Here is a 15,924-nt window from a genome sequence, read left to right on the forward strand (position 1 = left end):
CAGCGGTACCCGAAAGTACGGATGGTCATGGCGGCAGTGATTCGACTCGGTGTCGAAAGTATCGAGCAAGGGCCTCAGGGGAAGGCCGTATGCGTTGCCCGGTGTCTTGGTGAGCAGGTCTCGGTCGGCGACTTTCTCTCCACCGCGATCTTCGAGGATGGCACGTCGACGAAGGTCGATCCGCGAATCGTCATGATCCTGCGTTACGAACGGCCGGTCGAGCTGCTGGACCCGCCGCACAGTGCGAAGATCGAACTGGCGGGCGTGGGTGGGCTCGAAGGAGTCCGGGAACTCCAAGGCTGCCTACCGTGAAACGGAATTCCCGGCGAACCGGCTGGATGTCGACGCTGATTTCCGTCATTGACGGAGGTTCGGACCGGATCGATCACCATCCGTGTCCGCGTTGCGAGAAGAACCGGTTGGAAATCAGGTATCTCGGCTATCCGGAGACCCGTCTCGCCACGGTCTATCTCTGGTGTGATGCGTGTCTGCACGGCATTCAGATCTCGCGTGCCCGCGCTCCGGAAGGGATGACGCTGTACCCGATCAAGGATCCGGCGTCGGCCGACGGGATTCCCGACTTCGTCCGGCATCAGCCCTGAGCGTGCTCGCTGAATTCGTGGAGGAGAGATCCCTGCGCTCCGGTCAGAAACCGACGGTCGCCTTCTGGATCTTCACCGGCTTCGCGGGCAGCCCATCGGCGGGGCCGTTCGGATCCGTCGGGATGATGCCGTTCGCCACGATCCGGTCCAGCACCTCCATGCCCCGCACGACCTTGCCCATCACCGAGTAGTTCTTCGGGATGTTCGCGAACGAGTGCACGATGAAGAACTCGCTGCCGTTGGTGCCGGGGCCCTGGTTGCCCATGGCGATGGTGCCGCGTTCGTAGGTCTCGGTGCCGTCGACCTCGTCGGGGAACTTGTAGCCCGGCCCGCCCTTTTCGGCTTCGTAGATGTCGCCGCACTGCAGGACGCCGAGGCGCGAGGAGTTCGTCAGGCGCCAGCACTGGCTGTGGTCGTAGAAGCGCTGCAGGGCCAGGCTCGCCAGGTTGTGGACGGCGCACGGGGCGGCGCCGGCGCGGTTCAGGCGCACGGTCACCGGGCCGTAGTTGAAGCGGAACGTGACGTCGACGGTGCCGCGGGTCAGGGCGAAGGGGAGCGGGCGCAGGACCGGGCGGGCCGCGGGGTTTTCCGGCGTCGGCGTGAACTCGCAGCGCACGATCGGCAGGGACGCCGTGGCGGGCGCGGCGGTGGCGACGCCGGGCAGGAACACGGCGGCGAGAGCGGAAACGACAGCGGTGACACCCCAGCGCAGCTTCATGAGGGGGAACCTAACCCAAAAGGCTGGTCGTCGGGTAGCCGTTCACGCGGGGGTGCCGTCCGGGTGGTCGTGAGTGGCGATTCGGGTTAGAACACGAATCGCCACTCACGACCACCTGCACCGAACGGTCACCGCACATGCTGAGCTCACTCACCGCCGCGTACCTCGCCCTCGCCGCCATCGTGCTCCCGCCCACCGAGATCCGGCCCGACCAGGTCGAACACGTAGCCCTGCCGTGCGTCCAAGCGGGCGTGTCCGCCGACGACAGCGACTCCGCCCAAAGCCTCAACCAGCAGCTCGCCACCAAGATGCGCGGCTACATGAACCCGTACAACACCTCGTGCGCCAGAGTGATCGTCGAGACCGTGCAGAGATCGGGGCTCAACGATCGCGCCGCGGCCATCGCGATCGCCACGGTGATCGTCGAGTCGAGTATCGCCAACCTCGACGGCGGCCTCGGTGACTCGGTCGGGCTCTTCCAGCAGCGCGCTAGCTGGGGATCCTTCGAACAGCGGACCGACCCGGTGTGGGCGACCGGCCGGTTCCTCGCCGTGATGCGGCAGTTCTTCCCGAACGACTCGTGGAACAACGTCGCCATCGGGGACGTCGCCGCGGCGATCCAGCGGCCGGCGGCGAAGTACCGGCATCGCTACGGGGTCGAGGCCGGCGACGCGGTCAAGATCGTCAACGAGCTGTGGGCCCAGAACGGCGAATGGCCCCTGCCCACGAAGGTGGACAGGGGCCATTGAGCCGTGAAGGAGCTACTTGCGCCAGGCCGTGCGCTGCTTGCGGATGTCGAGCACCAGCCCGAACATCATCAGCAGCGACAGGCCGATCAGCCACAGGTTCTCGGTCCAGCCGTGGTGGTTGCCGTACAGCATCACCAGCAGGATGATCGCGCTCAGCCAGCCCGCGATCCGCGTCGCCTTCGGGAAGGAACCGTGCCAGCCCCACTCGGCCGACGGCTCGTCGCGGGGGTCAACGGTGTCGACGCCCACCCGGCCGCGCTTTTCGACCGCTTTGCTCGCCACGATCAACTCCTCAAAACCCGATGGTTCGCTTGCCCGCGAATGATCCCACACCTGGCTGCACGCGCCCGACGGGCCCCAAGCGACAATGAGCCCCGATGACTACCTCGCGAAGTGTGCTCGTGCTCGGTTCGACCGGATCGGTCGGCGCCCAGGCCCTCGACGTCGCGGCCCGCAACCCGGAGCTGTTCCGGGTCGCCGGGATCGCCGCGGGCGGCTCCGACCCCGCCGCCCTGGCCGCCCAGGCCTTGGCGCACCAGGTCGACGCCGTCGCCATCAGCAGGCCGACGGCCGTCGAAGACCTGCAGCTCGCGCTGTACGCCGAGGCGCAGAAGCGCGGTTACTCCAGCGGCGACTTCAAGCTCCCGCGCATCTTCGCCGGGGCCGACGCGGTCGTCGAGATGATCGACGCCACCCCCGTCGACGTCGTGCTCAACGCGCTTCCCGGTTCCCAGGGCCTCCCGCCGACCCTGCGCGCGCTCGCCACCGGCGCCACGCTCGCGCTGGCCAACAAGGAGTCGCTGATCGCGGGCGGGCCGCTCGTGCTGGCCGCGGCCAAGCCCGGCCAGCTCGTCCCGGTGGATTCCGAGCACTCCGCGATCGCGCAGGCCCTGCGCGCCGGCCGCGAATCCGAGGTCGCCCGGCTGGTGCTCACCGCCTCCGGCGGGCCGTTCCGCGGGCGTAAGCGCGCGGAGTTGGCCGACGTCACGGTCGAGCAGGCGATGGCGCATCCGACCTGGTCGATGGGCCCGCTCATCACGATCAACTCGTCCACCTTGGTCAACAAGGGGCTGGAGCTGATCGAGGCGAAGCTCCTGTTCGACATCGAGACCGACCGCATCGACGTGGTCGTCCACCCGCAGTCGATCATCCACTCGATGGTGACCTTCGTGGACGGTTCGACGATCGCCCAGGCCAGCCCGCCCGACATGCGGCTGCCGATCGCGCTGGCCCTGCACTGGCCGGACCGCGTGCCCGGCGCCGCGGCCGCGTGCGTCTGGGACAAGCCCGCGAGCTGGACCTTCGAGCCGCTGGACAACGAGGCGTTCCCGGCCGTCGAGCTCGCGAGGCACGCCGGAACCGTGGGCGGCTGCGTCCCGGCGGTCTACAACGCGGCGAACGAGGAGCTGGTCGCGGCCTTCCTGGCACAGAACACCGGCTTCACCTCGATTGTGGACACTATTGCCCAGGTGGTGGAAGCCGCCGACGAATGGCGTCGTGAACCTCGCGACGTGGATGACGTACTAGCTGCCGAGCGCTGGGCTCGCGCGCGTGCCGGTGCGCTGATCGGTAAGGGGAAGTAGCGCGTGCTCTGGTTCATTCTCGGGATCGTGCTGTTCGCGCTGGGTATCTGCCTGTCCGTCGCCCTGCACGAAGCCGGTCACATGTGGGCGGCCAAGGCCTTCGGTATGAAGGTCCGGCGCTACTTCATCGGCTTCGGGCCGACGATCTTCTCCTTCCGCCGCGGTGAGACCGAGTACGGCGTGAAGTGGATCCCGCTCGGCGGGTTCTGCGACATCGCGGGCATGACCGCGCTCGACGAGGTCACCCCGGAAGAGTCGAAGCGCGCGATGTGGCGCTTCAAGACCTGGAAGCGCACCGTCGTCATGTCGGCGGGCTCGGCGATGCACTTCATCCTCGGTTTCGTCATCCTCTATCTGATGGCCGTCACCATGGGCCTGCCGAACCCGGCCGCGCAGGCCGCTCCCACCGAAGCCGTGATCAGCGCCACGTCCTGCGCCCGCGCGGCCACCACGGTGGAGCAGCTGAACGACACCACCTGCCCGCCTAACGCCCCGACCCCCGCGAAGACGGCCGGCCTCCAGGCGGGCGACAAGGTCGTCTCCGTGGCGGGCAAGCCGATCAAGACCTGGCGCGAGATGCTCGCGGCCGTCCAGGTCGCCAGCGGCCCGACGCCGTTCGTGGTCGAACGGAACGGGCAGCGGCTGAACCTGACCGTCGACGTGCCGCGCGTGCAGCGGCTGGTCGCCGACGGTTCCAACAACACCACGGTCAAGGACGTCGGCATGATCGGCGCTTCGCCGATCCAGAACACCGCACCGCCGCTGCTCACCTACGGCCCGGTCGACGCCATCGGCGGGACGCTCAGCTTCACCGGCACGATGTTCTCCGAGACCGCCAAGCGGCTGATCGAGTTCCCGTCGCGGATCCCCGCGGTGGTGGATTCCATCTTCGGCGGCGAGCGCGACCCGAACACCCCGGTCAGCGTCGTCGGCGCCAGCCGGATCGGTGGCGAGGCGGCCGAGCGCGGCCTGTGGGAGATCTTCGTGCTCCTGCTGGCGAGCCTGAACTTCTTCATCGGCGTGTTCAACCTGCTGCCGCTGCTCCCGCTCGACGGCGGGCATATCGCGGTCGTCTGGTACGAGCGGGTGCGCGACTGGATCCGGAAGCTGCGCGGCAAGGCGGCGGGCGGACCGGTCGACTACACGAAGCTGTCCGCGGTCACGATGGTGCTCGTCTTCATCGGCGGTGCCGTGACCCTGCTCACCGTCACCGCCGACATCGTGAACCCGGTCAAGCTGTTTCAGTGACGCGAGAGGACGGCGACGGAGCGCGCTGTCAGCATCATTGGGCTGCCCAGGTAATGCTGCTCACCGTGACGGCTGACGTCGTGGATGTCCGCCGATCGGGGTAGGTACGCTTGACGGCGTGACTGTCGCTCTTGGTATGCCAGCGCTTCCTCCTCCCGTCCTCTCCGAGCGTCGCAAGACCCGACAGCTGCAGGTCGGGCCGGTGGGCGTCGGCAGCGAGCACCCGATTTCGGTGCAGTCGATGACCACCACGCTCACTTCCGACGTCAACGCGACCCTGCAGCAGATCGCCGAGCTCACCGCTGCGGGCTGTGACATCGTGCGCGTCGCGTGCCCGTCCGCGGACGACGCCGAAGCGCTGCCCGCGATCGCGAAGAAGTCGCAGATCCCGGTGATCGCCGACATCCACTTCCAGCCGAAGTACGTCTTCGCCGCGATCGAGGCGGGTTGCGCGGCGGTCCGGGTGAACCCGGGCAACATCCGCAAGTTCGACGACCAGGTCAAGGAGATCGCGAAGGCCGCGAAGGATCACGGCACCCCGATCCGGATCGGCGTCAACGCGGGTTCGCTGGACAAGCGGATCATGGACAAGTACGGCAAGGCGACCCCGGAGGCGCTGGCCGAGTCGGCGCTGTGGGAGGCGTCGCTGTTCGCCGAGCACGACTTCTACGACGTGAAGATCTCCGTGAAGCACAACGACCCGGTGGTCATGGTGCGCGCGTACGAGATCCTCGCCGAGCAGTGCGACTACCCGCTGCACCTCGGGGTCACCGAGGCGGGCCCGGCGTTCCAGGGCACCATCAAATCGGCCGTCGCGTTCGGCGCGCTGCTGCGGCAGGGCATCGGCGACACGATCCGCGTCTCGCTGTCGGCGCCGCCGGTGGAAGAGGTCAAGGTCGGGATCCAGATCCTGCAGTCGCTGAACCTCAAGGAGCGCAAGCTCGAGATCGTCTCGTGCCCCTCGTGCGGCCGCGCGCAGGTGGACGTCTACACGCTCGCCGAGCAGGTCACCGCCGGTCTGGAGGGCATGGAGGTCCCGCTGCGCGTCGCGGTCATGGGCTGCGTCGTCAACGGTCCCGGTGAGGCGCGCGAGGCCGACCTCGGTGTCGCGTCGGGTAACGGCAAGGGCCAGATCTTCGTCAAGGGCGAGGTCATCAAGACCGTGCCCGAGCACGCGATCGTCGAGACGCTGATCGAAGAAGCCATGCGGATCGCCGAGGAGTCGGGCCAGACGATCGGTGAGGGAGAGCCCACCGTCACCGTCGGCTGACTGGTCGAGACCACGCCAGGAACGGTCCTTTCCTCGCAAATTTTGCGAGGAAAGGACCTTTCCTTGCACTTGGCGGCCCCGACCTGCCGAAGTTCTCTCAGCGTGTCGTGAAGCTCGCGTTCCGTTTACGCCGCTCATCTGGCACCCTGGAGTGGTGTTGCGGCTTGCAGGAGCACGGCTGCTCGATGATCGGGACTATCCCGCGGTCCGTGCCGCGCTCGCCACAGACCCGGTCGGCAGCTGCATGGTGAGTGCCAGGGTGGAGACCGCGGGTCTCGACCCCTGGCGGCTCGGTGGTGAGCTCTGGGCCGCCGATTCCCGTCCGGTCCGGGCGGGCAGGCTTCAGGGGCTGTGCTTCTCCGGGCCGAATCTGATCCCGTTGCGCGGCAACGCCTCCGCTCTGCGTTCCTTCGCCGATCGCGCCCTGCGCCGTCAGCGGAGCTGCTCGTCGCTCGTCGGCCCGGCCGAGCAGGTACTGGGGCTGTGGGACGAACTCGAGCCGGAATGGGGCCCCGCCAGGGAAGTCCGGCACGATCAGCCGCTGATGGCGCTCGACGGGATTCCGTCCGTCGCCGCCGATCCGCTGGTCCGCGCGGTGCGCCCGGAGGAACTCGACCGCTATCTCCCGGCCGCGATCGCCATGTTCGTCGAGGAGGTCGGCGTCGACCCCCGCACCGGTGACGGTGGCGCCGGGTATCGCGCCCGCGTCGCGGAGCTGATCGCCGGCGGCCGGGCGTTCGCGCGCTTCGAAGACGGCGAGGTCGTCTTCAAGGCCGAGATCGGCGCGATGTCCTCCACGGTCGGCCAGATCCAGGGGGTCTGGGTGCATCCGGAACGCCGCGGCGGCGGTCTCGGCACCGCCGGGACGGCGTCCGTGGTGACCAGGCTCGTCCGCGGGATGGGCCGCACGGCCAGCCTGTACGTCAACGCCTACAACAGCCCCGCGCTCGCCGCCTACCGCAAGATCGGCTTCCAGCAGGTCGGGCAGTACGCGACGGTTCTGTTCTAGATCGGCGTTGCGCCAGGGTGGACAGTGCCCGGACTGGCAGGATCCGGGGCATGCAAGCAGGTCGTCGTGTCGCCGTCGTCGTGCTCGCGGGGGTGGTGGGCCTCTCGGCCGCCGGGTGCGGGCTCTTCGCCGATTCCGGTCCGGAGGACGCGATCACGGGTTTCCTCGACGGGCTCGCCTCCGGTGACGTCGCCGCCGCGGCCTTCTTCACCGATTCGCCGGACGCCGCGCGGTCTTCGGTGGAGATGACGCGGAAGGCGCTTTCCCCCGAGTCGATCAAGGTCGCGGCCGACGAGGTCCGGCACTCGTCCGGCGCGGACAACGCGACGGCGACCTACCGGCTCACCTGGAACCTCCCGCGCGGCCGGGTCTGGACGTACAAGGCCGACGCGCAGCTCCATTCCACCCAGGACGGCTGGAAGGTGCGCTGGCTGCCGACCGTCCTGCACCCGCAGCTGGCCGCGCAGCAGAGCATCGCGCTGAAGGCCGATCCGCCGGCCCTCGCGCCGGTGCTGGACCGCGACGGGACACCGTTGCTGCGCCCGCAGACCGTCGTCAGCGTCGTGCTCGACCCGGCGAAGGCGGGCGACCTGGTGGCCGTCACCGACAAGCTTGGCGCGGCACTCAACCGGTTCGAGGCGTCGGTGACCGGTCAGTCGATCCGCGACGGTGTGAAGACGCTCAAACCCGGCTCCGGCTATCCGGTGGTGAGCCTGCGGGCGAACAGCTACCAAGAGGTGAAACCCGAGATCTACGACCTGCCCGGGGTCCGGTTCAGCCAGCAGGAAAGGCTGCTCCCGGACGACAAGAACTTCGGCAAGCAGGTGCTGCCCGCGGTCCGGACGCTCGTCGAGGATCAGGTGGAGGGCTCGGCGGGCTGGCGCGTCGTCACCCTCGACACGGGCGGCGGCGAGATCGTCGACCTGCACTCCGAACACCCCAAACCGGCCCCCGCGGTCGTCAGCACGCTCAGCGTGAAGGCGCAGGGTTCGGCGGAACGGGCGCTCGCCCCGGTCCCGACGGCGGCCGCGCTGGTGGCGATCCAGCCGTCGACCGGCGAACTGCTGGCGGTGGCGCAGAACGCCCCGGCCGATCCGCAGGGCGCGATCGCGCTCACCGGCCGCTTCCCGCCGGGCTCCACGTTCAAGATGGCCACCGCCGTCGCGGCGCTGTCCGCGGGCTCGGTGCGGGCGGACAGCCCGGTGGACTGCCCCGGCACGGCCACCTTCGAGAACCGGACGGTGCCGAACGAGGGCAAGTTCGCCCTCGGCGTCGTCCCGCTCTCCACGGCGTTCGCCAAGTCCTGCAACACGACGTTCGCGAAGCTCTCGACCGATCTGCCTCCCGCCGCGCTGACCGACGCCGCGCGCGACCTCGGCGTCGGCGCCGACTTCGTGATCCCGGGCCTGACGACGATCACCGGTTCGTCGCCGCCGGCGAACACCGTCGCGCAGCGGGCGGAGAACGGGTTCGGCCAGGGGACCGTCGTGGCGAGCCCGTTCGGGCTGGCGGTCGCCACCGCGACGGTCCAGTCGGGGAAGGTGCCGGTGCCGACGCTGGTGCGGGGGATGGCCACCACGTCGTCCGGGCTCGGCAAACCGATCAAGCCGGAGGTGCTCGACGCGCTGCGCGGGATGATGCGCGAGGTCGTCACCGACGGCACGGCGACACTGCTCAAGCCCTTGCCGGACGTCCGGGGCAAGACCGGGACGGCGCAGTTCGGCGACGGCACGCATGCGCACGGCTGGTTCGTCGGCTACACCGGGGACCTGGCCTTCGCGGTGCTGACGACCGACGCGGGGACGTCCAGGCCCGCGGTCGAGGCCGCGCAGCGCTTCCTGACGGGGCTCGGTTAGCCGCCAGGTCGTAGGCTGGGCTCATGTCCGTTCGCTCCCCCTTGAAGCCCGGCGTCCAGACGCCGAGGCGAGTCGTCCCCGCCAGCATCGCCCGTCCCGAGTACGTCGACCGGCCGGCGCCGAAACGCGACACGGGCAACGGGGTCCGCACGCCCGAGGTGATCGAGGCGATGCGGGTCGCGGGCCGGATCGCGGCGCAGGCGCTGGAGGAGGGCGGCAAGGCCGTCAAGCCCGGTGCGACCACCGACGACATCGACAAGGTGATCCACGAGTTCCTGCTGGACAACCACGCGTACCCGTCGACGCTCGGCTACCGCGCGTTCCCGAAGTCGTGCTGCACCTCGCTCAACGAGGTCATCTGCCACGGCATCCCGGATTCGACGGTGATCGAGGACGGCGACATCTGCAACATCGACGTCACCGCGTTCATCGGCGGCGTCCACGGCGACACCAACGCGACGTTCCTGGCGGGCGACGTCTCGGAGGAGGCACGGCTGCTGGTCGAGCGCACACGCGAGGCGACCATGCGCGCCATCAAGGCCGTCCGCCCCGGCAGGCAGCTCAACGTCATCGGCCGCGTCATCGAGTCGTACGCGAAGCGGTTCGGCTACGGGGTCGTGCGCGACTTCACCGGCCACGGTGTCGGGCCCGCATTCCACACCGCGCCGACCGTCCTGCACTACGAGGAGCCGTCCGTCGAGACGGTCATCGAGCAGGGCATGACCTTCACGATCGAGCCGATGATCACCCTCGGCACCATCGACTACGACATCTGGGCCGACGACTGGACCGTCACCACCAAGGACAAGAAGTGGACGGCCCAGTTCGAGCACACCCTCGTGGTGACCGAGGACGGCGCCGAGATCCTCACGCTGCCGTAAGTACATGAAGGCCCCCTTCCTTGTGCCAGGCGCAAGGAAGGGGGCCTTCATGTACTTCAGGGTCAGGCGTCGTCCTGCTCCACCCTGGCCAGGAGTTCGTCCAGGAAACCGCACGCCTCGGTGGCGGCACGGTCGGCGTCGCGGTCGGCGATGGCCTCGGCGAGGCCTTCATGCCCTATCTCCGGCAGATACTCGCGCCCCGGCGTCACATTCGACGTGGCGGCCACGCTGGCCGTGATCACCTCGGTGAGCCCGCGGTACATCTCGGTCAACAGGGTGTTATGTCCACTTTGGACGACCGCGAAGTGGAATTCCGCGTCGAGGCGGGCGAAGTCCTCCCAATGGCCGTCGCGCAGCTCGGCGTTGCGGCGTTCGAGCAGGGACCGCAGCTCGACGACCTCATCCTCGGTCCGCGACACGGCCGCGAGCCGGGCGCCCTCGACCTCGAGGATGCGCCGCACCTGCAGCACCTCGCGCAGTTCGGAACCGCAGAGCCGCCGGATGGCGCCCGAGACCTCGCTCGTCGCCCGCACGTAGGTTCCGTCGCCCTGGCGGACCTCGAGCAGCCCCGTGTGCGCGAGCGCGCGAACGGCCTCGCGGACGGTGTTGCGCCCGACGCCGAGTTGCCCGGCCAGCTCGGGTTCCGTCGGAATCCGCTGACCGATGGGCCATTCTCCCTGCGTGACGGCGTCACGCAGCTGCTCGATGACCTGATCGACCAGGCCGGCACGGCGCGTGGTGGCCAATGGCACAGCGTTGTCCCTTCATCCAATCATCCTATGTATGTGATACTAGCCGACGTGCGTGTCGACTCTCGAGAATCCGTGGCCCCGTTCGACGAAAGCCTTGAACTCGAAGGCTCGATCGAAACGGAGTGGCGGCCGGGAGTGATCACCGGCGGCGTTCTGCTCGGTGTCGCGGTGATCCTGGTGGCCCTCAATCTGCGGCCCGCGATCACCAGTATCGGCCCCATGCTCGGCGAAATGCGCGACGACCTCGGCGCCACGGCGACCTGGGCCGGCGTGCTCACCACGCTCCCCGGCCTCTGTTTCGCCGCCGCCGGACTCGCCGCGCCACTGCTGGCCCGCCGGTTCGGCATCGGCGCGGCCATCGCGTCCGCGCTTTCGGTGCTGGCCGTCGGCCTGGTGCTGCGCGTGATCGACGGACCGTACGTCGTGCTCGGGGGAACCCTGGTCGCCACGGCGGGAATCGCCTTGGCGAACGTACTGATCCCGGTCGTCATCAAGGACTCCTTCCCGGCACGTGTCGGCATGATGACCGGCGTGTACACCGCCGCTCTGCAGGGCGGGGGCGCCCTGGGGTCCGCGCTCACCCCTCCCTTGGAGAACGCGTTCGGCGGCTGGCGCCAAGGTCTCGGCGCCTGGTCGGTACTGGCGGTGCTCGCACTCCTCGTCTGGATTCTCGCAGCCCGCGGTGCGGGACGTGCGCCCGTTGCCGAGGCAGGCAAGCAGGGTAGCGGGCGATCGCTCCTGCGTAGCCCCCTTGCGTGGATGGTCACGCTTTTCTTCGGCACTCAGGCCTTTTTGGCCTACGTCGTGATGGGCTGGCTGCCGGAAGTGATGATCGACGCGGGGGTGAGCAAGGGGGATTCCGGGCTGTTGCTCGGGTTGATCTCGCTCATCGCCGTCCCGATCAGTCTCGTGGTGGCGCCGATGGCCGCCCGGCACAAGAGCCAGAGCCCGTGGATCGTCGGACTGGGCGTTCCCGGCTTCGTCGGCATGGTCGGCATGATGGTCGCGCCCGCCGCCTCGCCGCTGCTCTGGTGCCTCCTCATCGGGCTCGGGATGAGCGTCTTCTCGCTCGCGCTGACGGTGATCGCGCTGCGGGCCCGCACCGGCGAGGACACCGCGCGGCTGTCGGGGATGGCGCAGGGCATCGGCTACCTGATGGCGGCCGTCGGGCCGTTCCTCTTCGGGCTGCTTCACGACCTCACCCACGGCTGGACCGTCCCCTGGATCATGATGCTCGCGGTCTTCGCCGCCCAGATGACCTTCGGTGCCTTCGCCGGTCGTCGCCGCTTCGTCTGAACGCGTTCAAAAAACTTCTTGACCCGTCCCGGGGCGGAGCCATAGCCTGAGCGAGTTGAACCTGTTCAAAAAACTCGGTCCTGGGGGTCGGCGTGGTGGAGGGACTGGCGTACGGCTCGGCTCTGGCGTGTTTCGCCGCGGTGTGCATCGCCGTGGTGCCGGAGCGGGCACCCGCGGTGCTCTCGCCGCACGAGTTCTACCGTGCCGTCGACCGGGTGTGCGTACAGGTGTGGAAGGACAGTGGCGCCGAGATCCAGCGCTACTGGCCGGATCCGGAGGGGGAGGCCGCGACGGAGCTGCGCAAGTGGCAGCACTACGTCGCGGTGAAGGTGGACGACGCCAAGGACGTCCTCAAGGGGGCGACGGGGGTCCGCACGGTGCCAGGAGGGGCGGCATCGGCGCGGGAGGAGTTCTTGGCGGCGATCCGCCGGTACGTCGAGGCGGGTGAGCGGTTCTCGGGGGAGGGGGCCCGCTCGCCCGCCCTGATGGCCGTCTCGGACACCACGGGCAACGCCGTCGGCGAGCTGGCGGCGCGGAACGGGGCCCGCGCCTGCGACCGCGTCGTCTGACCGGCGCATTTAGTCCTCTGAACGCGCCCGGGGTAAGGCGCATTCAGAGGACTAAATGCGGCGGGGTCAGTCCAGGGGCAGGTTCAGCAGCGCGTTCTCGACCAGTTCCGGCATCGCCGGGTGGATCCAGTACTGCCCGCGCGCCATGCTCTTCGCGTCCAGCCCGAAGCTCATCGCCTGGATCAGCGGCTGGATCACCGAAGACGCCTGCGGACCGATGATGTGCGCGCCCAGCAGCTGCCCGGTGGCCGGGTCGGCGAGCAGCTTCGCGAAGCCGGTCGTGTCCTCCATCGCCCAGCCGTACGCGATGCCGGCGTAGTCCTGATGCGACGTCACGTACGACACGCCACGCTCGCGTGCCTCGCGTTCGGTCAGCCCGACGGAGGCGACCTGCGGCGAGGTGAACACCGCGTGCGGGACGAACCGGTGGTCGGCTTCGATCCGCTCGTCCGGGTGCAGCAGGTTGTGCTGCACCACGCGCTGCTCGTGGTTCGCGACGTGCTTCAGCTCGAAGACCGACGAGATGTCGCCGAGCGTGTAGATCCCGTCGACCACGGTCTGCTGGTACTCGTCGACCACGACGTGCCCGCGCTCGCCCGTGGTCACGCCGGTGGCGGCGACGTCCAGGAGGTCGGAGTTCGGCGTGCGGCCGGTCGCGACCAGCAGCACGTCGGCCTCGACGGTTTCGGCGCCCTCCGGGCCTTCGAGGTCCAGGGCGACCCCCGACGCGGTCTTGCGCGCGCGGACGGTCTTGCGGTCGAGCCGGACGTCGAACCGCTGCGCGGCCAGCTCGGTGAACCGGGCGCTGACGTCGTCGTCCTCGGACCGCAGCAGCGCGCCGGAGCGGTTGACCACGGTCACGTCCACCCCGAACGAGGCGAAGACGTGCGCGAACTCGGCCGCGATGTACCCGCCGCCGAGGATCACGATGCTCGACGGCAGCTCGTCGAGCCGCATCACCGTGTCGGAGGTGTGGTAGCCGGTCTCGGCGAGGCCGGGGATGTCCGGGATCACCGGCCGCCCGCCGGCGGCGAGCACGAACTTGTCGGCGGTGATCGTCTCGGCCGGGCGGCCGTCGGAGTAGCTGACCCGAAGTTCCTTGTGCCCGGTGAAGCGGCCTTCGCCCTCGTACACGGTGACGTTCTTGTTGTCCTCGTGCTGGACGCGGTACTCCCGGCCGCCCTCGGCGATCGGGTCGATCCGGCCGAAGATCCGGTCGCGCACGTCGCGCCAGCGGACACCGGTCAGCTCCTCGTCGACGCCGAACTTCGACGACGTGGCGGGGGTGGCCGCGACGTTGGCGGCGTGCACGAACATCTTCGTCGGGATGCAGCCCACGTTCAGGCAGGTGCCGCCGAACGTGCCCTTCTCCACGATCGCCGTGTTCCAGTCCGCGAAACGCGGGTCGAGGATCGAGTTGCCCGATCCGGTACCGACGATCACCAGGTCGTAGTGGGGCACGCTGTCTTCCTTTGCGGCGGGAGCGGGGGTGGTTCCGACTCTAGCCAACTTGTCACGGCGGCCGGTTGTTCCCGGTTCAGCGGCCGGTGGAGCTGAAGTGCATCCGGTCCGTCGGCGTCGTCCAGGAGCCGCCCCACGTCCAGCCGATCGCGGTGAAGGCGGCCACCGTCGGATCGCCGGCGGTGATCATCCCCGGCCGCCGGTTTCCCCGGTCGAGGTACGCCGACGCGAGTTCGGGCAGGACGAGGTCGCCCTTGGTGTACGGATTGCAGAACGGGTCGACGTCGATCGCGAGCCCGTAGGCGTGCGCCGACCAGTTCGTCAGGCCGCGGGCCGGACGGCAGACGAAGGCGGTGGTGTTGTTCCCGTCACCCGTCGGGGGAGCGGTGAGTTCGGCGGGAGCGGTCACGCGCATTTCCTCGATCGGGAATTTCGCGGCGAACAACCGCCCGAACACGGTGACGACGGCGTTCGCCACCGACGCGTTCACGAGCATTTCCCCGGTGTGCGCGCGGCCGTCGAAACCCCAGAACGACAACGTGAGATAGCGAAGTTCGCCTGCCTTGACCGGGCAGGCGGGCTGCCACGTGCTGCGCGCGAGAACCCCTGCGGGAACGGGATTCACCGTGCCCGTGAACCGGTTCCCGGCGGGCGGGGGCAGCAGATCGGCGGTCGGCAGGGAACGGTTCGCCAGTACCGGAGGAGTCGGGAGGATCTGCCCGAAACCGTCACGGCGCAAGGGAAGCGGCTTCGCGCCGACCTGCCAGACCGGTGTGGGAGGCGGGGCCGATGTGGCCGGAGTCGTTGCCGCTGAAGAGGTTTCCGCGGGAGGGCCGGGAACTGGGCTGGGCGGCGCGGGGTTCGCACACGAAGAAAGCAGAAGGGCCGTAGCCGCCAGAACCGTCGCCGTAGCCCGCACGACGTCCAGGGTGACAGATGCGTTCGGTGAGCACAGTTCCACCCGTTTCAGTGACACCGCATCGGGCTTTCTCCGATTAGGGTATTCGCGATCGCTCGTGTACGCGCTGGAGTCGAATGACTTCCCAGGGTTTGACCGTACGTACGCCCCGGTGAAGGGACAGAACATGCCCAAGAAGTCACGCCGCACGCTGCTGCTCGCGGTCGGAGCGGTCCTCGCGACGGCGGTGATGGTGCCGGTCGCGGTCAACAGCGCGTCCGCGGACGACAGCGCGGTGAGCGGCCCGGATCAGGCCGCCCAGCCGCGGATCGTGGGTGGTGGCAAGGCTTCGGTTTCGCAATACCCATACGCGGTCTACTTGGCCGATCGCGGCGGCAACCAGTACTGCGGCGCGGTGATCGTCAGCTCCACGACGGTCGCGACGGCGGCGCACTGCGCGGTCGCGGTCAAACGCGCCGACGTCCGCGTGGTCGCGGGGCGCGAGGACAAGCGTTCGCGCGACGGCATCGAGCTGCGGGTCTCGCGGATCTGGGTCAGCCCCGACTACAGCGGCGATCCCGGCAAGGGCGACGACATCGCGGTGATGACGGTCAGCGGTCAGCTGCCGTACCGGCCCGCGAAGGTCGCGGACAACGGCAACGCCGACCTGTACCAGGAAGGCACGAAGGCGACGGTCCTCGGCTGGGGCCGGGTCGCCGACGGCGGGGCGCGGTCGGACTACCTGCGCAGCGCGGTCGTCCCCGTGGTCAGCGACAAGACCTGCCGCACCGCGTACTCGGGCTACGACCCGAGCGACATGGTGTGCGCCGGCTACGACGAAGGTGGCGTCGACGCCTGCCAGGGCGATTCGGGCGGACCGCTCATGGTGGGCGACACGCTGATCGGGATCGTGTCCTTCGGCGAAGGCTGCGCGAAGGCGGGCAAACCCGGCGTGTACACCCGCGTCTCCCACTTCGCGAACGAGATCTCCCAGCAGAAGAACCGGGGCCTGATCGGCTGATCGGTGCCTTC

The 15,924-nt window shown here is 69.1% G+C and carries 17 protein-coding genes; 12 read left to right on the forward strand and 5 right to left on the reverse strand.

What is annotated here, in order from left to right; all coding sequences use genetic code 11:
- The first annotated feature begins 27 nt into the window (after nucleotides 1-27).
- A complete protein-coding gene (locus ED92_RS24855; protein ID WP_152610994.1) occupies nucleotides 28-312 on the forward strand; it encodes a hypothetical protein in 285 nt (94 codons plus the stop codon).
- A gap of 26 nt (nucleotides 313-338) precedes the next feature.
- Entirely contained in the window at nucleotides 339-602 is a 264-nt protein-coding gene (locus tag ED92_RS24860) for a hypothetical protein (RefSeq protein WP_152610995.1), read from the forward strand.
- Nucleotides 603-645: 43 nt separating this feature from the next.
- Here ED92_RS24860 and ED92_RS24865 read toward each other — a convergent pair whose 3' ends face one another.
- Nucleotides 646-1,320, reverse strand: a complete 675-nt coding sequence (locus ED92_RS24865) for a peptidylprolyl isomerase (protein ID WP_037342351.1) — start codon at nucleotides 1,318-1,320, stop codon at nucleotides 646-648.
- A 137-nt stretch (nucleotides 1,321-1,457) separates the two neighbouring features.
- Between ED92_RS24865 and ED92_RS24870 the strand changes: the two genes are divergently transcribed.
- The gene (locus ED92_RS24870; protein ID WP_037342352.1) at nucleotides 1,458-2,069 is read left to right on the forward strand and encodes a hypothetical protein; all 612 of its coding nucleotides are present in this window, start codon (nucleotides 1,458-1,460) and stop codon (nucleotides 2,067-2,069) included.
- 12 nt (nucleotides 2,070-2,081) lie between these two features.
- Here the strand turns inward: ED92_RS24870 and ED92_RS24875 are convergent, their stop codons facing one another.
- Nucleotides 2,082-2,351 (reverse strand): DUF2631 domain-containing protein, encoded by a 270-nt coding sequence (locus ED92_RS24875; RefSeq protein ID WP_037342353.1) that lies wholly within the window; start codon nucleotides 2,349-2,351, stop codon nucleotides 2,082-2,084.
- Between the two features lie 95 nt (nucleotides 2,352-2,446).
- Here ED92_RS24875 and dxr point away from each other — a divergent pair, with 95 nt between their 5' ends.
- From dxr to map, 6 genes are all read left to right on the forward strand, one after another.
- Nucleotides 2,447-3,652: a 1-deoxy-D-xylulose-5-phosphate reductoisomerase gene (gene dxr / locus ED92_RS24880; RefSeq protein WP_037342354.1), complete on the forward strand. Its 1,206-nt coding sequence runs from the start codon at nucleotides 2,447-2,449 to the stop codon at nucleotides 3,650-3,652.
- Nucleotides 3,653-3,655: 3 nt separating this feature from the next.
- Nucleotides 3,656-4,900 carry an RIP metalloprotease gene (locus ED92_RS24885; protein WP_037342355.1) on the forward strand — a complete coding sequence of 415 codons (1,245 nt, stop codon included), beginning with the start codon at nucleotides 3,656-3,658 and terminating at the stop codon, nucleotides 4,898-4,900.
- A gap of 118 nt (nucleotides 4,901-5,018) precedes the next feature.
- Entirely contained in the window at nucleotides 5,019-6,170 is a 1,152-nt protein-coding gene (gene ispG, locus ED92_RS24890; protein WP_073849032.1) for a flavodoxin-dependent (E)-4-hydroxy-3-methylbut-2-enyl-diphosphate synthase, read from the forward strand.
- Nucleotides 6,171-6,324: 154 nt separating this feature from the next.
- Nucleotides 6,325-7,179, forward strand: coding sequence for a GNAT family N-acetyltransferase (locus tag ED92_RS24895; RefSeq protein ID WP_037342357.1), 855 nt, complete (start codon nucleotides 6,325-6,327; stop codon nucleotides 7,177-7,179).
- A gap of 50 nt (nucleotides 7,180-7,229) precedes the next feature.
- Nucleotides 7,230-9,035, forward strand: coding sequence for a penicillin-binding transpeptidase domain-containing protein (locus ED92_RS24900; RefSeq protein WP_037342358.1), 1,806 nt, complete (start codon nucleotides 7,230-7,232; stop codon nucleotides 9,033-9,035).
- Between the two features lie 23 nt (nucleotides 9,036-9,058).
- Nucleotides 9,059-9,916, forward strand: a complete 858-nt coding sequence (gene map, locus ED92_RS24905) for a type I methionyl aminopeptidase (protein WP_037342359.1) — start codon at nucleotides 9,059-9,061, stop codon at nucleotides 9,914-9,916.
- A 62-nt stretch (nucleotides 9,917-9,978) separates the two neighbouring features.
- Here the strand turns inward: map and ED92_RS24910 are convergent, their stop codons facing one another.
- Nucleotides 9,979-10,668: a FadR/GntR family transcriptional regulator gene (locus tag ED92_RS24910; protein ID WP_037342360.1), complete on the reverse strand. Its 690-nt coding sequence runs from the start codon at nucleotides 10,666-10,668 to the stop codon at nucleotides 9,979-9,981.
- Between the two features lie 48 nt (nucleotides 10,669-10,716).
- Here ED92_RS24910 and ED92_RS24915 point away from each other — a divergent pair, with 48 nt between their 5' ends.
- Together ED92_RS24915 and ED92_RS24920 are read left to right on the forward strand one after the other, a co-directional pair.
- Nucleotides 10,717-11,964 (forward strand): MFS transporter, encoded by a 1,248-nt coding sequence (locus ED92_RS24915; protein ID WP_052120832.1) that lies wholly within the window; start codon nucleotides 10,717-10,719, stop codon nucleotides 11,962-11,964.
- A 92-nt stretch (nucleotides 11,965-12,056) separates the two neighbouring features.
- Complete coding sequence (locus ED92_RS24920; protein ID WP_037342362.1) at nucleotides 12,057-12,533, forward strand: hypothetical protein; 477 nt, start codon at nucleotides 12,057-12,059, stop codon at nucleotides 12,531-12,533.
- Nucleotides 12,534-12,599: 66 nt separating this feature from the next.
- On the opposite strand, the gene ED92_RS24925 is transcribed toward ED92_RS24920, so the two are convergent.
- Together ED92_RS24925 and ED92_RS24930 are read right to left on the reverse strand one after the other, a co-directional pair.
- Nucleotides 12,600-13,994 (reverse strand): mycothione reductase, encoded by a 1,395-nt coding sequence (locus tag ED92_RS24925; protein ID WP_037342363.1) that lies wholly within the window; start codon nucleotides 13,992-13,994, stop codon nucleotides 12,600-12,602.
- 76 nt (nucleotides 13,995-14,070) lie between these two features.
- Nucleotides 14,071-14,733 carry a M15 family metallopeptidase gene (locus ED92_RS24930; protein ID WP_037342364.1) on the reverse strand — a complete coding sequence of 221 codons (663 nt, stop codon included), beginning with the start codon at nucleotides 14,731-14,733 and terminating at the stop codon, nucleotides 14,071-14,073.
- A gap of 346 nt (nucleotides 14,734-15,079) precedes the next feature.
- On the opposite strand from ED92_RS24930, the gene ED92_RS24935 reads away from it, so the two are divergent.
- Entirely contained in the window at nucleotides 15,080-15,913 is an 834-nt protein-coding gene (locus tag ED92_RS24935; RefSeq protein ID WP_037342644.1) for a trypsin-like serine protease, read from the forward strand.
- The last annotated feature ends 11 nt before the right edge of the window (nucleotides 15,914-15,924 follow it).

The sequence above is a fragment of the Amycolatopsis sp. MJM2582 genome (assembly GCF_000754115.1).
Lineage (GTDB): Bacteria > Actinomycetota > Actinomycetes > Mycobacteriales > Pseudonocardiaceae > Amycolatopsis > Amycolatopsis japonica.

What these genes read in the sequence shown, in the direction of transcription:
- ED92_RS24855 (WP_152610994.1), top strand. Translation starts at nt 28, where the DNA reads ATGGCGGCAGTGATTCGACTCGGTGTCGAAAGTATCGAGCAAGGGCCT.
- ED92_RS24860 (WP_152610995.1), top strand. Translation starts at nt 339, where the DNA reads ATGTCGACGCTGATTTCCGTCATTGACGGAGGTTCGGACCGGATCGAT.
- ED92_RS24865 (WP_037342351.1), bottom strand. Translation starts at nt 1,320, where the DNA reads ATGAAGCTGCGCTGGGGTGTCACCGCTGTCGTTTCCGCTCTCGCCGCC.
- ED92_RS24870 (WP_037342352.1), top strand. Translation starts at nt 1,458, where the DNA reads ATGCTGAGCTCACTCACCGCCGCGTACCTCGCCCTCGCCGCCATCGTG.
- dxr (WP_037342354.1), top strand. Translation starts at nt 2,447, where the DNA reads ATGACTACCTCGCGAAGTGTGCTCGTGCTCGGTTCGACCGGATCGGTC.
- ED92_RS24900 (WP_037342358.1), top strand. Translation starts at nt 7,230, where the DNA reads ATGCAAGCAGGTCGTCGTGTCGCCGTCGTCGTGCTCGCGGGGGTGGTG.
- map (WP_037342359.1), top strand. Translation starts at nt 9,059, where the DNA reads ATGTCCGTTCGCTCCCCCTTGAAGCCCGGCGTCCAGACGCCGAGGCGA.
- ED92_RS24935 (WP_037342644.1), top strand. Translation starts at nt 15,080, where the DNA reads ATGCCCAAGAAGTCACGCCGCACGCTGCTGCTCGCGGTCGGAGCGGTC.